The organism is Candidatus Rokuibacteriota bacterium, assembly GCA_016209385.1.
GTDB lineage: Bacteria > Methylomirabilota > Methylomirabilia > Rokubacteriales > CSP1-6 > JACQWB01.
In genome coordinates, this window is record JACQWB010000050.1 from 1 (window position 1) to 14,668 (window position 14,668).

Consider the following 14,668-nt stretch of genomic DNA (forward strand, 5'->3'; position numbering starts at 1 on the left):
CTCGACGATCTCGCCTTCCACGTTGACGCCGCGGGTACGGAGGGCGTCCACCACCTTCCCCAGATCGTCGCAGCGGATCGAGAGGCAGACGTGGTCCATCCCCGCCTCCGGGGTCGGAGACGGCACCGCGGGATCGAGGGGAAGGAGGTCGATGTAGGCTTCGCCAAAACGGAGGTGGATCAGCGAGAGCTTCGGGTTGACGTGATCGAGGGTGGCGCCGAGCTGCTCGCAGTAGAAGCGCTGGGACGCGTCCTGGTTCCTGACGCGGAGGACCACGTGATCGACGCCGAGGGGCTCGAAGAGCCTGTCCATAGCTACCTCCTGGACATCGCGTGGAGCGTGTCCCAGTAGAGCTTCTCGTATCCCTGGAGGACCCGCGCGGCGCGCTTGATCAGGCGCGGGTCGGCGCCGCGCGCGAGGCCGCCGTCCACCACAGCCAGCGCGCTCCGCTCGAACTCTGCCGGCGCGCTCGCGAACAGATCGAAGAACGCCGTGTCCTTGGGGCCGAGCCCGTACTTGGCCTGAAGGGCCCGGCTCATCCTCCCGCAGTTGGCCCCCCACGCCGAGAAGTTCACGAGAAAGCCCGCGGCCACCTCGGCGTCCGAGCCGTAGAGGGCGAGCCAGGCCATGAAGGCCGGATAGGCCTGGGCCCCGGGGTCGGCCTCGTAGTTCTGAAGCAGGGTTTCGTCCATCCCTACCGCCGTGGCGAAGGCCTTGAGGGCCTCGAGCGCCGCGGCCTCGCCCCCGAGGACGGCCTGGAAGAAGGGTCCGCTCGCCGCCGTGCCGAAGCGGGTCACGAGGAGCGCGACACTCCTGAGATCGCTCCGGATGATGTGGTACTGCTCCCCGGCGAAGCAGCGGAGGTCCTCTCGCCGCAGCCGTGCCGCCTCGACGTCGGCGAGGTAGGGGTGATTACGAATCGCTTGCTCCACCGAAGCCAGCTCGCGTTTGATCGCCTCAATTAGCGATCGTGCATCGGCCATGTCAGACCTCTCCGGGACGGGTTCCGAGCGCCTCGACGACCACCAGGGTGAGCCCCGCCAGCATCGTCGTCAGGTTCAGGGCCACTGAGAAGAGATGGAGACGGGCGAAGCCGAGAGCCCCGCCGGGCGCGGCCGATCTCAGCGCCTGGAGCTGAGGAAGGAGCACGAGCCAGGTGAAGGCGTTCATCCCGAGCATCAGGACCAGCAGCACGAGCGGTCCCCAGGGCCGCACTCCCCCCGACAGCCACCGTCCAAGCACGCCGGCCAGGGCCACGATCCCGAGCGCGATCCCAAAGACATAATAGCGGGGAAAGACCATGCTCACCAGCCGGCCCGCGCTCTCCCTGTCGAGAACGGAGAAGGCCGCCGGGGCGACGAAGGCTGAGAAGAAGACCATGGCGCCCAGCCAGAACGAGACCGACACGATCGTCAACAATTTCAGGAAGTTCACGTCAACTTCTTTTGAGGCGCCTTGAAGAAGTCGATCAGCAGCCGGTTGACCCGGTCCGGCGCCTCTTGCTGAACCCAGTGGCTGACCCCGGGGAGGTAGGCGATCCTGAACGGCCCCGAGAAGTTGCGCCGCATGCCGCGCGTGAGCTCCTGGCCCAGGAAGTGGTCCCGGCTTCCCCAGATCACCAGCGTGGGTGCCGAGATCTTGGGGTATTCCCTGAGCGCGGGGAGCCCGCGCCTGAACATCGCCCGGTACCAGTTGATGCTCCCGGTGAGCGCCCCGGGCTTTGCCATGGCGGCCACGTATTCCCTGAGGACGGGGGGCGGGAATGTTCCCTTTCGCGCGTTGGCGTAGGCGAACTCCTTCAGGAAGCGGAAGTTGTTGGCCGAGAGGAGCTCCTCGGGCGCGCCGGGGAACTGGAAGAAGAACATGTACCAGCTCTTCTTGAGCTGCTCCTGGTTCCCGTCGCGAAGCGCGCGCGTGAAGGCGTCGGGGTGGGGGCAGTTGAGCACGGCCAGGCGCACAGTCATCTCGGGATGGAGCATGGCGAAGGCGTAGGCGGCGGCGCCACCCCAGTCGTGGCCGACGATTCCGGCCCGCTCGTGACCGAGGGCGCGGATCAGGCCCGCGATGTCCTCGACGATGGAGCCGATCCGGTAGGCCTCGATCCCTTCGGGCTTGTCCGAGTCGTTGTAGCCCCTCAGGTCAGGCGCCAGGACGGTGAAGCCGGCCCGCGCCAGCGCCGGGATCTGGTAGCGCCAGGAGTACCAGAACTCGGGGAAGCCGTGGAGGAGGACCACGAGCGGGCCCTCGCCAGCGGTGACGCAGTGGAAGCGCAGGCCGTTGGCCTCGACGACACGATGGCTCCAGGGCTCGGGCATGCTAGACGATGCCTCGCGCCCTGAGGCTCTCGAGCTCATGAAGCGTGAGGCCGAGCCTCCCCAGATAAATCTCCTCGTTGTGCTCGCCGACCTTGAGGGGCCCCGTGCTCCTAATGCTCCCCGGTGTCCGGCTGAGCTTGGGGACCACGCCGACCATGTGGAGCAGGCCACCCAGCGGGCTCGGGACCGTCACGATGTTCTCGCGCGCCTTGACGTGGGGGTCCTCGAAGAGATCCTTCACGCTGTAGACGAGGGAGCAGGGCACCTCGGCGGCCTCGAGCCTGCCGAGGGCGCCACTCGCGTCCTGGCTCCCGACCCACTCACGGATCAGCCGCTCAAGCTCGTCGCGCTGGCGGAGCCGATCGGCCATCGTCGCGTAGCGGTCCTTCAGGTCTTCGCGCCCCATGGCCTTGAGGAGCCGCTCGAACATCCGGTCGTTGGTGCAGGCGATGGCGAGCCAGCGCCCATCGCGGGCCTGGTAGTGGTCGTGCGGGACGACGTACTCGGTCCCCGAGCCGATCCGCTCCCTCACGTGGCCGGTGGCGCCGTAGACCGGGACCAGCTCATCCAGCATCCTGAGGATCGGCTCGTACAATGCGATGTCCACCATCTGCCCCTCGCCCGTCCGCTGGCGGTGCTGGAGCGCGACGAGCGCACCGAAGGCTCCCATCACGCCTGCCAGGTAATCGGGGATCGTCGGCGTCCCCGGGGTGACGGGCGGGCGGTCGGGATAGCCGGACAGATAACTGATCCCGCTCACCGCCGCGGCGATCCTGCCGAAGCCCGGCCGCTCGCGGTAGGGCCCTGTCTGGCCGAAGGCGGAGATCCTCACCATGATCAGGCGAGGGTTGACCGCGCGCAGACCGTCGTAGCCCAGGTTCCAGCGCTCGAGGGTGCCGGGTCTGAAGTTCTCGGTCAGGATGTCGGCCTTCTCGACGAGCCGCTTGATCAGCGCCTGCCCTTCGGCAACGCGCAGGTTACAGGTGATCGCCTTCTTGTTCCGCGCCTCGGCGAGCCACCAGAGCGAAACCCCGCCCGCCCGCCGCCCCAGGCGCCGGAGGTCGTCGCCGACGCCCGGCTGCTCCACCTTGATCACCTCGGCGCCGAACTCGCCGAGGAGGGTCGCGCAGACCGGCGCGGCGACGAAAGTCGCCAGGTCGAGAACCGTCAGGCCGTCGAGGGCGTGGGCCATGCTGGGATCGATCGCGCGTTCATGATGGGGTCTCGCTTCCGGCAAGTCAAGGCGACCCGGCACGCCCGTTGACAGGATCGAGCCCGGCGGGCAGAATCGGGGCGATGCACCGAGCCGTCTTCCTGCTTCTGCTCCTCGGGCTTCCCGCGCTCGCGCCGGCCCAGTCGCCCATCGAGGAGGCCAGAGAGCTGGTCGCGAGCTACCACAGCGATCTGAGCGGCCTCGACCGCGGGCGCGACCTCCTGGAGAAGCTCCTCAAGACCGACCGCCAGGTGGAGGCGATGATCCTCCTTTCCCGGATCTACTTCATCTGGGGCGACGTCCGGGCCTCCAGCAGGGAGGAGAAGCTCGAGGCCTACGAGCGCGGGCGCGAGATCGCCAAGCGCGCCGTGGAACTGGCGCCCAAGAACGCCGACGCCCACGTGTGGTATGCGACCAACACCGGAAGGTTCGGGCAGACCAAAGGCGTGCTCCGCTCGCTCTTCCTCCTGCCGACGATCAAGAACGAGCTGGAGGTCATCTTCGACCTGAACCCCAAGCACCTGGGCGCGCACGTCCTCGCGGGGAACGTGGAGCTGGCCATCCCGTGGGGGGACCTGGACAAAGCCGAGGAGTACTTCAGGAAGGGGCTCAAGCTTGATCCGCACTTCACGGTGCTTCGAGTTGACCTCGCCCGGCTCCTGATCAGGCGCGGCAAGTACGACGAGGCCCGGAAGGAGCTCCGGCGGGTCCTGAACGAGAAAGCACCGACCAACCTGGCCGACTGGACGATCAAGGACGCCAAGCGCGCGCGCGAGCTACTGGAATCAATAAAGGACAAATCAAAAGACAAATCGTGAGCGACCGGCCGCGGTGGCTGGCGCGGGCGATCCGCGCGCCCATGGACGCGCGCACGCTGAGCCGCGTCATCGCGCGCCTGAAGGCCAAGGCGCCCGACTGGAACCCGACAGCCCTGGCCGAGGTCGCCGACCGGACCGAGCGCGACCCGTTCAGGATCCTGATCGCCTGCCTTCTCTCCCTCCGGACGAAGGACGAGACCACCGGCCCGGCCGCCGAGCGCCTCTTCGCTCTCGCCGACACTCCCGAGACGATGCTCGGGCTCCCGCCCCGCCAGATCGAGCGCGTCATCTTTCCCGTGGGCTTTTATCGGACCAAGGCGCGCGTCATCCGCGCGGTCTCACGTGAGCTGGTCGAGCGCTTCGGGAGTAAGGTCCCGCCAGACCTGGACACGCTCCTGACCCTCCCCGGCGTCGGCAGGAAGACCGCGAACCTGGTCGTGACGATGGGCTTCGGCCTGCCCGGGATCTGCGTAGACACCCACGTCCACCGGATCACGAACCGGCTGGGGTTCGTCCGCACCAAGACGCCCGAGCAGACCGAGTGGGCGCTCCGCGCCAAGCTCCCGCGCCGGCACTGGATCGAACTAAACGACCTCCTGGTCAGCTTCGGCCAGAACGTCTGCCAGCCGGTCTCGCCCCGCTGCTCGATCTGCCCGGTGCGCCGGGCCTGCCACCGGGTCGGTGTGACCCACTCGCGCTAGCCCTCACCCGCGACGCCGCGCGTGCTCTCTATACCGCCCTCTGCCACCGAGCCGGCGCGGCCACGCCGTTCATGCGGTCCCCGCGAGGCCACTCCCCTCCTCGTAGCGCGTGCCCGCCCGTCGTCGGCCTTCCCCTTAACCGGGCTCCTGAACTTACGTTGTCGGATCAGCGCAGGCCTGGCGAGGCCTGGCCGGTGCAAATGCGTGGTCATCCGGGCACTCTTTAGGCTGCCTATTCCCGTCAGACATGAGATAAGATAGCCCTCAACAGGCGACTGCTGGAGGAAGAAGAGCGAGAGTCATGAATTATCGCGGAGTTCAAATATCCAAGGACAAGATTGCCGAGTTCTGCCGCCGGTGGAAGATCACGGAGTTTGCCCTGTTCGGCTCTGTCCTTCGAGAGGATTTTCGGCCGGACAGTGACATCGACGTTCTGGTAACTTTCGCGCCGGATGCCAGGTGGAAGCTCGATGATCTGCTTGCCATGCGGGAAGAGCTGGCAGGCATCTTTGGCCATCCGGTGGACCTGGTCGAGAAAAGACTGGTCCAGACAAGCCCCAACTACATTCGCCGGAAGCACATCTTAAGCCACACCGAAACCCTGTATGTGGCGTGATGCGGAGTCGGTCCTGGACATGCTCCAGGCCGCCCGCAAGATTCGGGAGTACGCGCGAGGCCTCTCGGAACTCCAGTTCAAGACAAGCAGCCTTCATCAGGATGCCATTCTTCGTGAGGTGCCCGATCTGGTCGAGCTGTTGACACGGATCGTACCCCCTGAGGAGTAATGCGACGGAGGAAGATTCGCGGTGAGATTGGAGTAAGATTGAGGGAATTTCCCTGAGTCCTCCGGGGCTCAGGGAGGGCGAGGCGAAGTTAGTGAAGGATCTGTGGGACTTCTGGCAGCGTAACCACTCCTTGGAAGAATACCGGAATCGTGAGATCTACCTGCTTCGGAATGTTCCAAGGGTGGGCGTGGGGTTCTTCGGGCGGAGCGGATTTTATCCCGACTTCATTCTGTGGATTCAGGAACGAGGCCGCAAGCCGACCCATGTCCGATTCCTTGAGCCTCACGGGCTTCACCACGGGGGACTGACGGGCAACCACGACAAGTTTGAAGCACTAAGTACACCGGACAGGGAATTCGTTCCTAGTTTTCATACGCAGACTGCCGGTCCCAGGGCTGACGTTGCAGCGAACTTTTTCTGCAGCTTGGCCGAGGTGTAGCTCCAGCGAATGGGCTTGGGATGTTTGTTGCGTTCCCGAAAATGATTCATGAGGACATGTTCCAAGTCCCGGAGGCTTTCGAAGTGATTCGGGGTCAGCACTTTTCTCTGGATCTGGCTGAACACGATCTCGATCTGATCCAACCACGAGGCGTGAACCGGGAGCCAGTGGAGTTTGACCTGGAAGGGAAGCTGCAGCGTCCGAATCCACGCCTCGATTTGCTTGGGGGCATGGGTGGAGCCGTTGTCCAGGATGAGATGCAGGCAGCGGATCCGCTTGCACCAGAGGCTGCCGAAGATCGTCTGGAGGAAGGCCTGGAATTCGACGAAGCGTTTTCGCTTGAAGCACCGAGCGATCGTCTCCCCCGTCGATACCAGCAAGGCCGCAAAGAGCTGCAAGGCCCCTTTGCGCTGGTACCGATCCCCGACCCGCAGGGGGAGCCCGGGCCGCGCCGGGCTGAGCGCGCCCTGGGTCTTCCGGGCTTGCAGGGAGGTCTTCTCATCGGCACAGACCACGATGTGCCCGCGCTGGGCGAGCGACTGGGCCTGGGCGTAGAGGTCCAACACGGGGATCGCTTTCTCCAGGAACCGGGGATCGGTCGGCTTTTGCCAACTGTGGTACTGCCAGGGTTTGATTTGTTCCGCGCGCAGCCAGCTCTTGATCGTGGACGGGGAGATGCTCTTGACGATGCCCTGCGCTTTGGCGACTTGGGCTAACTCCGTGCTCGACCAACGCGAGAGCGGCTTCTTGGACTGCCGGGGGAGCGTGCAGGCAAGGGCCGTCACCTGGGCACGCTGGCTAGAGGGAAAAAAAGCGAGGCCCCCCGGGACGCTCGCTGTCCACGAGAGAGCCCTTGCTTCTCCAGCGCTGACGCCATTTGCGGACCGTTCGAAACGTGCACCCCATCGCTCTGGCAATTTGCTGGTTGGTCCAGTCGGGATGCTCATAGGCCGTGACAATGACCTTGGCCCGAACGACTTCCGCGTAGGGAGCTGTGCGAAGCCGGGCAATGTGCTTAAGCCCCGCATACTCTTTCGCGGTCAGCGTGACCTTGTGCGTTGGTTTGGGTCCACGGGGCATAGACAGCGCTTCCCCCCTGCAAGCCTTGGACCCAATGTACCAAACGGGCCTTCATGACCCAAAAAACTAGGAACGAATTCCCTGTCCGGTGTACTAAGGGAACTGAGTGCGCTGAGCCAGGAGCCTGCCTTTAAAACGAAGGGGATCTCGATGTCCGGGTATCTCCTGACTGACACAAAGCTTGAGGAGATCCCCGATGCCGGGGGGCGGGGATGGGAAACTCTTGAGCGGGACTATCCGCTGCTTCGCCAGCACGGAGGGTACGTCAAGAAGATCTTGGATTCCCCTGTCTGACCTGATCAGGGCCCGAAGGGGGGGAGGGTGCCATGCCAACCGCGATGATCGACGGCCTGGAAGTGAACTACGTGACGCGGGGCTCCGGACCCGCCCTGCTCATGCTCGCGCCCGGCGGTTTCGACGCCACGATAGAGAAGTGGTCCACGGCCTCGGCGTGGAAGGGCATGCGAGCCCTCGAAGTCCTTGCGAGCGAGTTCACGGTGATCGCCTACGACCGGCGGGAGTCCGGGGCGTCCGCCGGGCGCGTCGAGCACCTCTCCTGGTCGCTCTTTGCGGCGCAGGCCAAAGGGCTCCTGGACCACCTGGGTATTCGCGAGGCGTTCGTCCTGGGCGGCTGCATGGGATGCTCCGTCGCGCTGGCTTTCGCCGCGCGCTTTCCGCAGGCGACGCGCGGCCTCCTCCTCCACTGGCCCGTCGGCGGCTACCGCTGGAAGCTGAACGGTCAGGAGCGCTTCGCGCGTCATCTCCGCTTCGCCCGTGAGAACGGCCTCGCCGGCGTCGTCAAGCGCGCCCACGAGGGCAAGTCCTTCTGGCAGGACTCCGAGGCCGGGCCCTGGGGCTCAGTGATCGTGCGCGACCCGGCCTTCGCCGCGTCCTTCGAGGCGCAGGATCTGGAGCGCTATCTGGGGCTCGTGACGGCCAGCGCGCGCGGCCTCTTCGATCGGGACACCGTGCCCGGAGCGGAGCCGGAAGAGATCATGGCGATGAAGGTCCCGGCGCTCATCGTTCCGGGCGACGACCCGTCCCACGCCACGTCCGGGGCCCACTACCTCCGCGAGCTGCTGCCGCAGCCGGAGTTCTGGCCGGTGATGCCGCCCGAGCAGACTCAGGACCGGCTGCGTGACCGCATCCTCGAGTTCGGCCGCGCCCACAAGTGACGGGCCACGCCCCTGCACCATGCTGACGCCGGGAAAGCGCACCCCCCGGCGCGCACGGAGAAGGGTTTGTGAGTGAGCTATGCTCCGGTTACTTCCCGCTCTCCGGCGACGTGCTCTGGACCCGAAGGACGAGGCGGCGCCCCCGCGCTCATCTTCCACCCGGGGGCAGTGGACGCCGATCGCGCCCGTGCCGGCACGGTCGTTCCGTGGCTGGCGCTACCTGGAGTCACTGCCGAGCACGGCAGCGACTCTGCCAGACCCCGCGGCGGTTCGATGACCACGGTGCAGAAGGAAGAACGCTCTCCTCCAAGCACTCCTTGGAAGAAGATGTGCGATCCCGCGCTGGCGCTACTTCCCCCATCTGCTACGTCTACTTCTCCTCCACCAGCCGTGACAGGACAACGCGACGCTCTGTCTAAGGGGTGCCCATGAACACGATGCAGGCGATGTTCCACTCGCTTCTCCAGGAGGAGTTCTCCTTCCAGAAGTTCGCCCTGCGGCTTATTACCGATCGCCTTCGCGATCGGGGGATTACGCTTACGCGGTCGCAGCGAGCCACGCTCGAGGACCGGCTCAAGAATCTCCAGCCCGATGACCTCTCGCTCGCACTCGAGATCACGGACGCGCAGTTTGCCCAGTCGACGATCACCGATGAAGAACGCAACGCCCAGAGGATATCGCTCGATCTCGACGCCGACCGCGTTCTCTCAAGTCTCGAAGCGGCGACCCCGGCCATCATCCTTGGTTGCATCGACAAGGCGTCAGACCTGATCTGGAAGAAGCTCAAGCGCGATTCGCCCACCATGCTCAAGGACCGGCGGCGCGAACGGCGAGGGTTCGAGACGAGACTGGCCCGAAGGTGGGGCCGAGCGGTCGACCTCCTCGAGATGGTTCGGGAGATCGCCGTCGAAGCCGGCGATGATTTCAACACTGAGTTCCGGCCGGAGGCGGCGACCGCCAAGGATTTCGTCTTCGAGGTGCTCACCCGCCTCCATGCGCGAGCCTGCCAGGTGGGCTCGGAGGTGATCACCCTCCTCCGATCAGGCCACGCGGACGGTGCCCACGCGCGATGGAGATGTCTCCATGAGATCGCCGTGGTCGGTTTCTTCGTGCGAGCCCACGGCAACGATGCCGCGGAGCGGTATATCTTGCACAACGCCATCGAGTCCTACCGCGCGGCACTCGCCTACCAGGAGCACTGCACCGCACTCGGCTATGAGCCGCTTACTGAGGACGAGTTCGCGCGCATCAAAGCGACCCGCGACGCGCTCAAGGCTAGGTTCGGCGAACCGTACGGCGCAGAGTACGGGTGGGCCGCCGAGGCGCTCGGGATGAAGAACCCCAAATTCAGCGATATCGAACGGAGCGCCGGGCTGGCGCACCTCCGCCCCTACTACAAGCTCGCAAGCCACAATGTCCACGCGAACCCGAAAGGCGCGTTCTTCAAACTGGGTCTTCTTCCCGATCAGCAGATGCTTCTAGCAGGCCCGAGCGATCTTGGCCTCGCCGATCCGGGCCACGGCACCGCGATTTCTCTTTCACAGATCACGTTCACGCTCCTGACCATGAAGCCCAACATCGACCGCCTTGTGATCTGCCAGATCCTGTGCAGGCTTGAACACGAGGTAGGCGAGGCTTTCATTGCAGCTCACCGGGCTCTCGAAGGCGCAGAAGAATGACGGCCGATGTCCCGGGTACCGCGGGCACGTATACCGACGGGCACGCGTGCCAGACATCTATCTCATTCCGTTGCTCGGGATTGTGACCGCGGTAGTGCCACCCGACTTCTACGCGCTGGCGCTCTGGCGTCCAGACCCGCGGCGGCTACACAGAGGGTGCTGATGTCCGACGCCCTCACGATCGCGCTGACGGCTGGCGTTACGCTCGGCGGAGGAGTCCTTCTGTTCGTCATCAGCCAACTCCTCCAGAAGTTCGTTCTCGAGCCGCTCCACGAGCAGCGCAAGGTCGTCGGGGACATCGACTATCGGCTGACCTACTGGGCGTGGGCGTACGCCAACCCGCAGGACGCGAAGACCGCCGAGCGGGACAAGGCCATGGATGAGCTGCGAGACGTCGCAGGCCGCCTCCTCGCCACGACGAATGCCATCCGCTGCTGGCGGCTCTCGCTCGCGCTCGGTGCCGTTGCGCCAGGGATCGCGAACGAGGCCTCGCGCATCCTGATCGGCCTGTCGAACGGCGTCTATGGCCGCTTCGACCACAATCACCCGCCCTCCCGTGACGCGCAGCGGCTCCGGGATCTTCTCCGGATCCCTTTGGCGGGTCGGCCGGAACAATCCGCGGAGGGGCATCGATGATCGCGGCGATCTACGCACGTAAATACATTGAGCAGAACGGCGCCAACGACCTCCTGGTGTAGCCGCGCGCGTTACGTCGCAGTGATCTGACCGTTCTTGCCTACGTAGTCCTTCAGAACTTGCAGAACTTGCCGTAAGCTCGACCCCTCGAAAAGGCGGCGCCTCGGATGTCGTCAGCACCCGGGGCGTCTGTGCGTGCCCCGACCTCGTTGTGCAGGGCACCGCGGAGGAACGCGGCATGAGCATCGCGCTGACGTGGTGCGGCTTCAAGACCTACTTCGAGGAGATGGGGCCCGGCCGCGGGCAGCCGCCGCGGCCGGCCAAGTGCGTGTTCCGCGACGGCGCGCGCGTCTGGTTCAACGGGCGGCGTCGCGTGCTCATCACTCTGCTGGTCGAGGGGCGACCCCATCGCCGGGCCGAGTGGGTGCCACTGCGGCGCGTCTATGCTCTCTCTACACCATTCGCCCCTTTTATCCCAGGGGCCCGAGATTGCTTATCACGTTATAAACGAACCATCCGGTATCTTTACCAGTTTCGAACAGTTGTAGCCGCCCGGTCTCCCGATGAACCCCGACTCCATCCTCGTGCGGAACAAGACTGATAACCTTGGCATAAGGGATTCTCAATGCCTTGGTCGATCCCACGAAATAGATGTGGTGGGTTGTGATCCCAAATGAACCGCTATCCATGTACTCCATCTGCTCGGTTTCGACTGGACGACCGCGGAAACCACCGACCCGGTAATATAGCCCGCGAGCTACCCGGACGCTCACGCCTTGATAGCCGCCGATGTATTCCCGTTTTGTTCGGAGTTCGTAATAATCCGTGAAATCAAAACTCCAGACGAGTTGCTCCCCACCCTTCAGGTTAAACGCTGTGGCATCACAAAGATCAACATTCCGTGGCGCTCTGCCCTCAAGGACGTCTCGTAGTGCCATGGCCAGTTCAAATCGTTGAAGCGCATGAAATGCCTCACTCGCTACATCGCTTTGGGTAGCTTCCGTTCCGCTCGTCTGAAGATTTTCTCTCAGCTGACGGAGCCCTTGCCAGGTGAATCCGAAGCGGTCCGCATACGTTCGAAGTGGAGCCTCTTCCTCTTCGGTCAGCAGATCGTCCTCCAGGGCTGCGTCGAGGGCGCGCCGCCACCCGGCAATCAAAGCCCGCTGAACGTCCGTGTGGGGTCGGTGGCTGGATCGCGCGATGTCCGAGAGCCGCTCGGTCAGCGAGCCCACTTCACTGCTGCCCGCCGCGGCTTCGGCGGCAAGCTGGACCATCGCTGGCCACGCTTCGGAATGGCGCCGCTCGCATTCAGGATGTCGATCTTTGAACCAACCGGCGTTTCGAGCGCAGAAAATGCACTCGCCCATGGCAGATTTCCAGCCTCCGCCTGCCTACTTCGTTTTCGCCGCTTTCCAAAACTTGGTGTGTTTGATTCCTTTTCCCTTCTTGATTCGCCGCTCTGCCGAATCCAGAATAGCCATGAACCGTGGTGTGTGCGCGAGAACATGTCTCCGATGTTGTAAGGCGCGGGGTCGGCGCAAGCTCTTCACCTGCTGGCGCGAGCTCGGACAGACGACCTACGTCTCAGGCGGCGGAGCGTGGCGAGGTTCCGCGCGTCGGCGTTGCCTTCCTTGGGGGTCTCCAGCACCATGGGCAAGCGGGCGAAGCGCCGGTCGCTCAGGATCCGGCGAAATCCCGCGAGCCCGATCTTCCCCTTGCCGATGTGCTCGTGACGGTCGAGGCCCGAGCCGAGCCCCTGCTTGGCATCGTTCAGGTGAAAGGCGAGGAGCCGCTTCGCGCCGACCGCCCGCTCAAAGGCGGCCAGCGTCGTCGCATAGCCGGCGAGCGTCCGGATGTCGTAGCCGGCGGCGAAGAGGTGGCAGGTGTCGAGGCAGATGCCGAGGCGCTCGGGGAGGCGCGCGCGCTCCAGGACGGCGGCCAGCTCCTCGAACCGCGCCCCGAGCGTATTCCCCGCCCCCGCGGTGTTCTCCAGGCAGACCTTGACCCGGTAGCCCGCCGTTCGCGCGCAGAGCTCGTCCAGCGCTGCCACGATGCGGGCGATGCCGGCATCCAGCCCGCTCCCCTTGTGGGAGCCCGGGTGGATCACGACGAACGGGAGCCCTAGCGCTTCGGCGCGCTCGAGCTCATCGTGAAAGGCGTCCACCGACCTCCGCCACTCGCTCTCCACCGGTGAGGCGAGGTTGATCAGATAGGTCGCGTGGGCAAAGCTCAGGCGGATCCCGGTCTCCCCCTGGACCCGCTTGAACTCGGCCACCTCGGCCTGGGTCAGCGCCTTCCCCTGCCACTGGACCTGGTTCTTCAGGAAGAGCTGGACGACGGAGCACCCGACGGCCTTCCCCCGCTCGAGGGCCAGGTGGAGACCTCCCGCGATCGACATATGAGCGCCGAGGAGGTCGCCCACGCGGCCCCTCACCGACGCGCCTCGAAGCGCTCGAGGAGGCGCACCCGGCGGTAGGCGAAGATCGCTTCGAGCTGGCGGCGCACGAGGAGCGCGTGGAGGCAGCGCCCGAGCGCGCCAAACGGGAGCTGGTAGGTCACGCGGTCCTCGACCCACGTGCCGATCGCCGTCTCCCCCTCCCCTGCCGCCGTGCCCTCGAGAAAGAGGTGCCGGTGCTCCCAGCGCGCGTACGGGCCCCAGAGCTGGACGTCCACGAAGCGGTACGGCGGGTCGTACTCGCGGATCATCGAGCGCCAGCGGAGCGGAACGCCGAGCCAGCGGACCTGGCAGTCGATGACGGCCCCGGCCTCGAGCTCGGGTGGCACGGTGAGGAGGGTCAGCCCGAGCCAGCGCGGCGTGACGGCCGTGAGGTTCGCGGGCTCGGCGAAGAAGGCAAAGACCTCGGGGCGCGGGCCGGGAAGCCAGAGCCGCGTCTCGAGAATGTGATCCGGCATCGCCGCGCTATCATAGGGAGGTGCCCCTGCCGAGTCAAACCCGCGCCTACGTCGCGCTCCTCCTCATCGTCACGCTCTGGGGCAGCTATCCGGCGACGGCCAAGCTGGCGCTCGCCGACCTCCCGCCCTTCGTCCTGGTGACCTTCCGCTGCCTCCTCGCGTCGGTCTTCCTCGCCGTCCTCCTCGCGCGACGCGGCATCGAGGAGGCCAAGGGACTCGCGTGGAGCGACCTCCGGGGGCTCGGCTTCCTCGCCTTCTCGGGAATCTTCCTCTCCACCGGCTTCACCTACCTCGCGATCTACCTGACCACTGCCTCCAACGCCGTGATCCTGCAGGCCAGCACCCCTGTCCTCGTCGCGCTCGGAGCGCGCGTCTACCTCAAGGAGCGCCTCACCCGGCTCCAGTGGGCCGGCATCGCGTGCTCGGCCGCCGGGGTCCTCCTCGTCATCACCAAAGGCGGCTGGGCCGCGCTGAGCCCGGCGGCACTTCACGTCGGCGACTTCCTCGTCCTCTTCGCGATCTCCGGCTGGAGCGCCTACACGATTTACGGCAAGCGCGTCCTGACCGTCCACTCCCCCGCCCTCGCCACCACCGCAGCCTACGTCCTGGGCTCCCTCATGCTCGTGCCGCTCGCCCTCGCGACGGTCCCGCTCTTCCCGGCACCGCGCCTCAGCTCGGCGACCGCCTGGGCCGTGGTCCTCTACCAGGCGCTTCTCGGCGCCCTCGCCCACGTCTGGTGGTACGAGGCCGTGAAGGCGGTGGGGGCGAGCCGATCGGCGATCTTCATGAACTTCCAGCCGGTGGTGGGCGTGCTTCTTGCCGCCGCCATGCTCGGGGAGAGGCCCGGACCCGCCCAGCTCCTCGGTGGCCTCGCTGTCCTCGTCGGCGTCACCCTCACGACGCGCCAGAGATAG

At 65.6% G+C, this 14,668-nt stretch carries 18 protein-coding genes; 8 read left to right on the top strand and 10 right to left on the bottom strand.

The features are described 5' to 3' along the window. The 5 genes from HY726_03470 to HY726_03490 all read right to left on the bottom strand — a co-directional run. The coding region (locus HY726_03470) for a VOC family protein (protein MBI4608050.1) at positions 1–312 on the bottom strand (312 nt) is incomplete at its 3' end. Between the two features lie 2 nt (positions 313–314). Then, entirely contained in the window at positions 315–983 is a 669-nt protein-coding gene (locus HY726_03475) for a transcriptional regulator (GenBank protein MBI4608051.1), read from the bottom strand. Position 984: 1 nt separating this feature from the next. Next, entirely contained in the window at positions 985–1,434 is a 450-nt protein-coding gene (locus HY726_03480; protein MBI4608052.1) for a DUF4149 domain-containing protein, read from the bottom strand. After that, entirely contained in the window at positions 1,431–2,315 is an 885-nt protein-coding gene (locus HY726_03485) for an alpha/beta hydrolase (GenBank protein MBI4608053.1), read from the bottom strand. The genes HY726_03480 and HY726_03485 overlap by 4 nt, the downstream gene beginning before the upstream one ends. A gap of 1 nt (position 2,316) precedes the next feature. Continuing rightward, entirely contained in the window at positions 2,317–3,507 is a 1,191-nt protein-coding gene (locus HY726_03490) for a CoA transferase (protein ID MBI4608054.1), read from the bottom strand. Positions 3,508–3,611: 104 nt separating this feature from the next. Between HY726_03490 and HY726_03495 the strand changes: the two genes are divergently transcribed. The 4 genes from HY726_03495 to HY726_03510 all read left to right on the top strand — a co-directional run bounded on the left by HY726_03495 (position 3,612) and on the right by HY726_03510 (position 5,832). After that, on the top strand, positions 3,612–4,346 hold the full coding sequence (locus HY726_03495; protein ID MBI4608055.1) for a tetratricopeptide repeat protein: 735 nt from the start codon (positions 3,612–3,614) through the stop codon (positions 4,344–4,346). 41 nt (positions 4,347–4,387) lie between these two features. Next, complete coding sequence (locus tag HY726_03500; protein MBI4608056.1) at positions 4,388–5,047, top strand: endonuclease III; 660 nt, start codon at positions 4,388–4,390, stop codon at positions 5,045–5,047. Positions 5,048–5,348: 301 nt separating this feature from the next. Continuing rightward, positions 5,349–5,663, top strand: a complete 315-nt coding sequence (locus tag HY726_03505; GenBank protein MBI4608057.1) for a nucleotidyltransferase domain-containing protein — start codon at positions 5,349–5,351, stop codon at positions 5,661–5,663. Then, a complete protein-coding gene (locus HY726_03510; GenBank protein ID MBI4608058.1) occupies positions 5,653–5,832 on the top strand; it encodes a hypothetical protein in 180 nt (59 codons plus the stop codon). The genes HY726_03505 and HY726_03510 overlap by 11 nt, the downstream gene beginning before the upstream one ends. A gap of 369 nt (positions 5,833–6,201) precedes the next feature. Here HY726_03510 and HY726_03515 read toward each other — a convergent pair whose 3' ends face one another. Both HY726_03515 and HY726_03520 read right to left on the bottom strand, forming a co-directional pair. Further along, positions 6,202–7,056: an IS630 family transposase gene (locus HY726_03515; protein MBI4608059.1), complete on the bottom strand. Its 855-nt coding sequence runs from the start codon at positions 7,054–7,056 to the stop codon at positions 6,202–6,204. Between the two features lie 13 nt (positions 7,057–7,069). Then, positions 7,070–7,351 carry a helix-turn-helix domain-containing protein gene (locus tag HY726_03520; protein MBI4608060.1) on the bottom strand — a complete coding sequence of 94 codons (282 nt, stop codon included), beginning with the start codon at positions 7,349–7,351 and terminating at the stop codon, positions 7,070–7,072. Positions 7,352–7,677: 326 nt separating this feature from the next. Between HY726_03520 and HY726_03525 the strand changes: the two genes are divergently transcribed. From HY726_03525 to HY726_03535, 3 genes are all read left to right on the top strand, one after another. After that, on the top strand, positions 7,678–8,526 hold the full coding sequence (locus HY726_03525; GenBank protein MBI4608061.1) for an alpha/beta hydrolase: 849 nt from the start codon (positions 7,678–7,680) through the stop codon (positions 8,524–8,526). Positions 8,527–8,954: 428 nt separating this feature from the next. Next, positions 8,955–10,205 (top strand): hypothetical protein, encoded by a 1,251-nt coding sequence (locus HY726_03530; GenBank protein MBI4608062.1) that lies wholly within the window; start codon positions 8,955–8,957, stop codon positions 10,203–10,205. 162 nt (positions 10,206–10,367) lie between these two features. Then, a complete protein-coding gene (locus HY726_03535; protein MBI4608063.1) occupies positions 10,368–10,841 on the top strand; it encodes a hypothetical protein in 474 nt (157 codons plus the stop codon). 470 nt (positions 10,842–11,311) lie between these two features. Here HY726_03535 and HY726_03540 read toward each other — a convergent pair whose 3' ends face one another. The 3 genes from HY726_03540 to HY726_03550 form a co-directional block, all read right to left on the bottom strand. Next, positions 11,312–12,208, bottom strand: coding sequence for a hypothetical protein (locus HY726_03540; GenBank protein MBI4608064.1), 897 nt, complete (start codon positions 12,206–12,208; stop codon positions 11,312–11,314). A gap of 179 nt (positions 12,209–12,387) precedes the next feature. Beyond that, a complete protein-coding gene (locus tag HY726_03545) occupies positions 12,388–13,239 on the bottom strand; it encodes a deoxyribonuclease IV (protein ID MBI4608065.1) in 852 nt (283 codons plus the stop codon). Positions 13,240–13,271: 32 nt separating this feature from the next. After that, positions 13,272–13,754 carry an SRPBCC family protein gene (locus HY726_03550; GenBank protein ID MBI4608066.1) on the bottom strand — a complete coding sequence of 161 codons (483 nt, stop codon included), beginning with the start codon at positions 13,752–13,754 and terminating at the stop codon, positions 13,272–13,274. Between the two features lie 20 nt (positions 13,755–13,774). On the opposite strand from HY726_03550, the gene HY726_03555 reads away from it, so the two are divergent. Further along, the gene (locus HY726_03555; GenBank protein MBI4608067.1) at positions 13,775–14,668 is read left to right on the top strand and encodes a DMT family transporter; all 894 of its coding nucleotides are present in this window, start codon (positions 13,775–13,777) and stop codon (positions 14,666–14,668) included.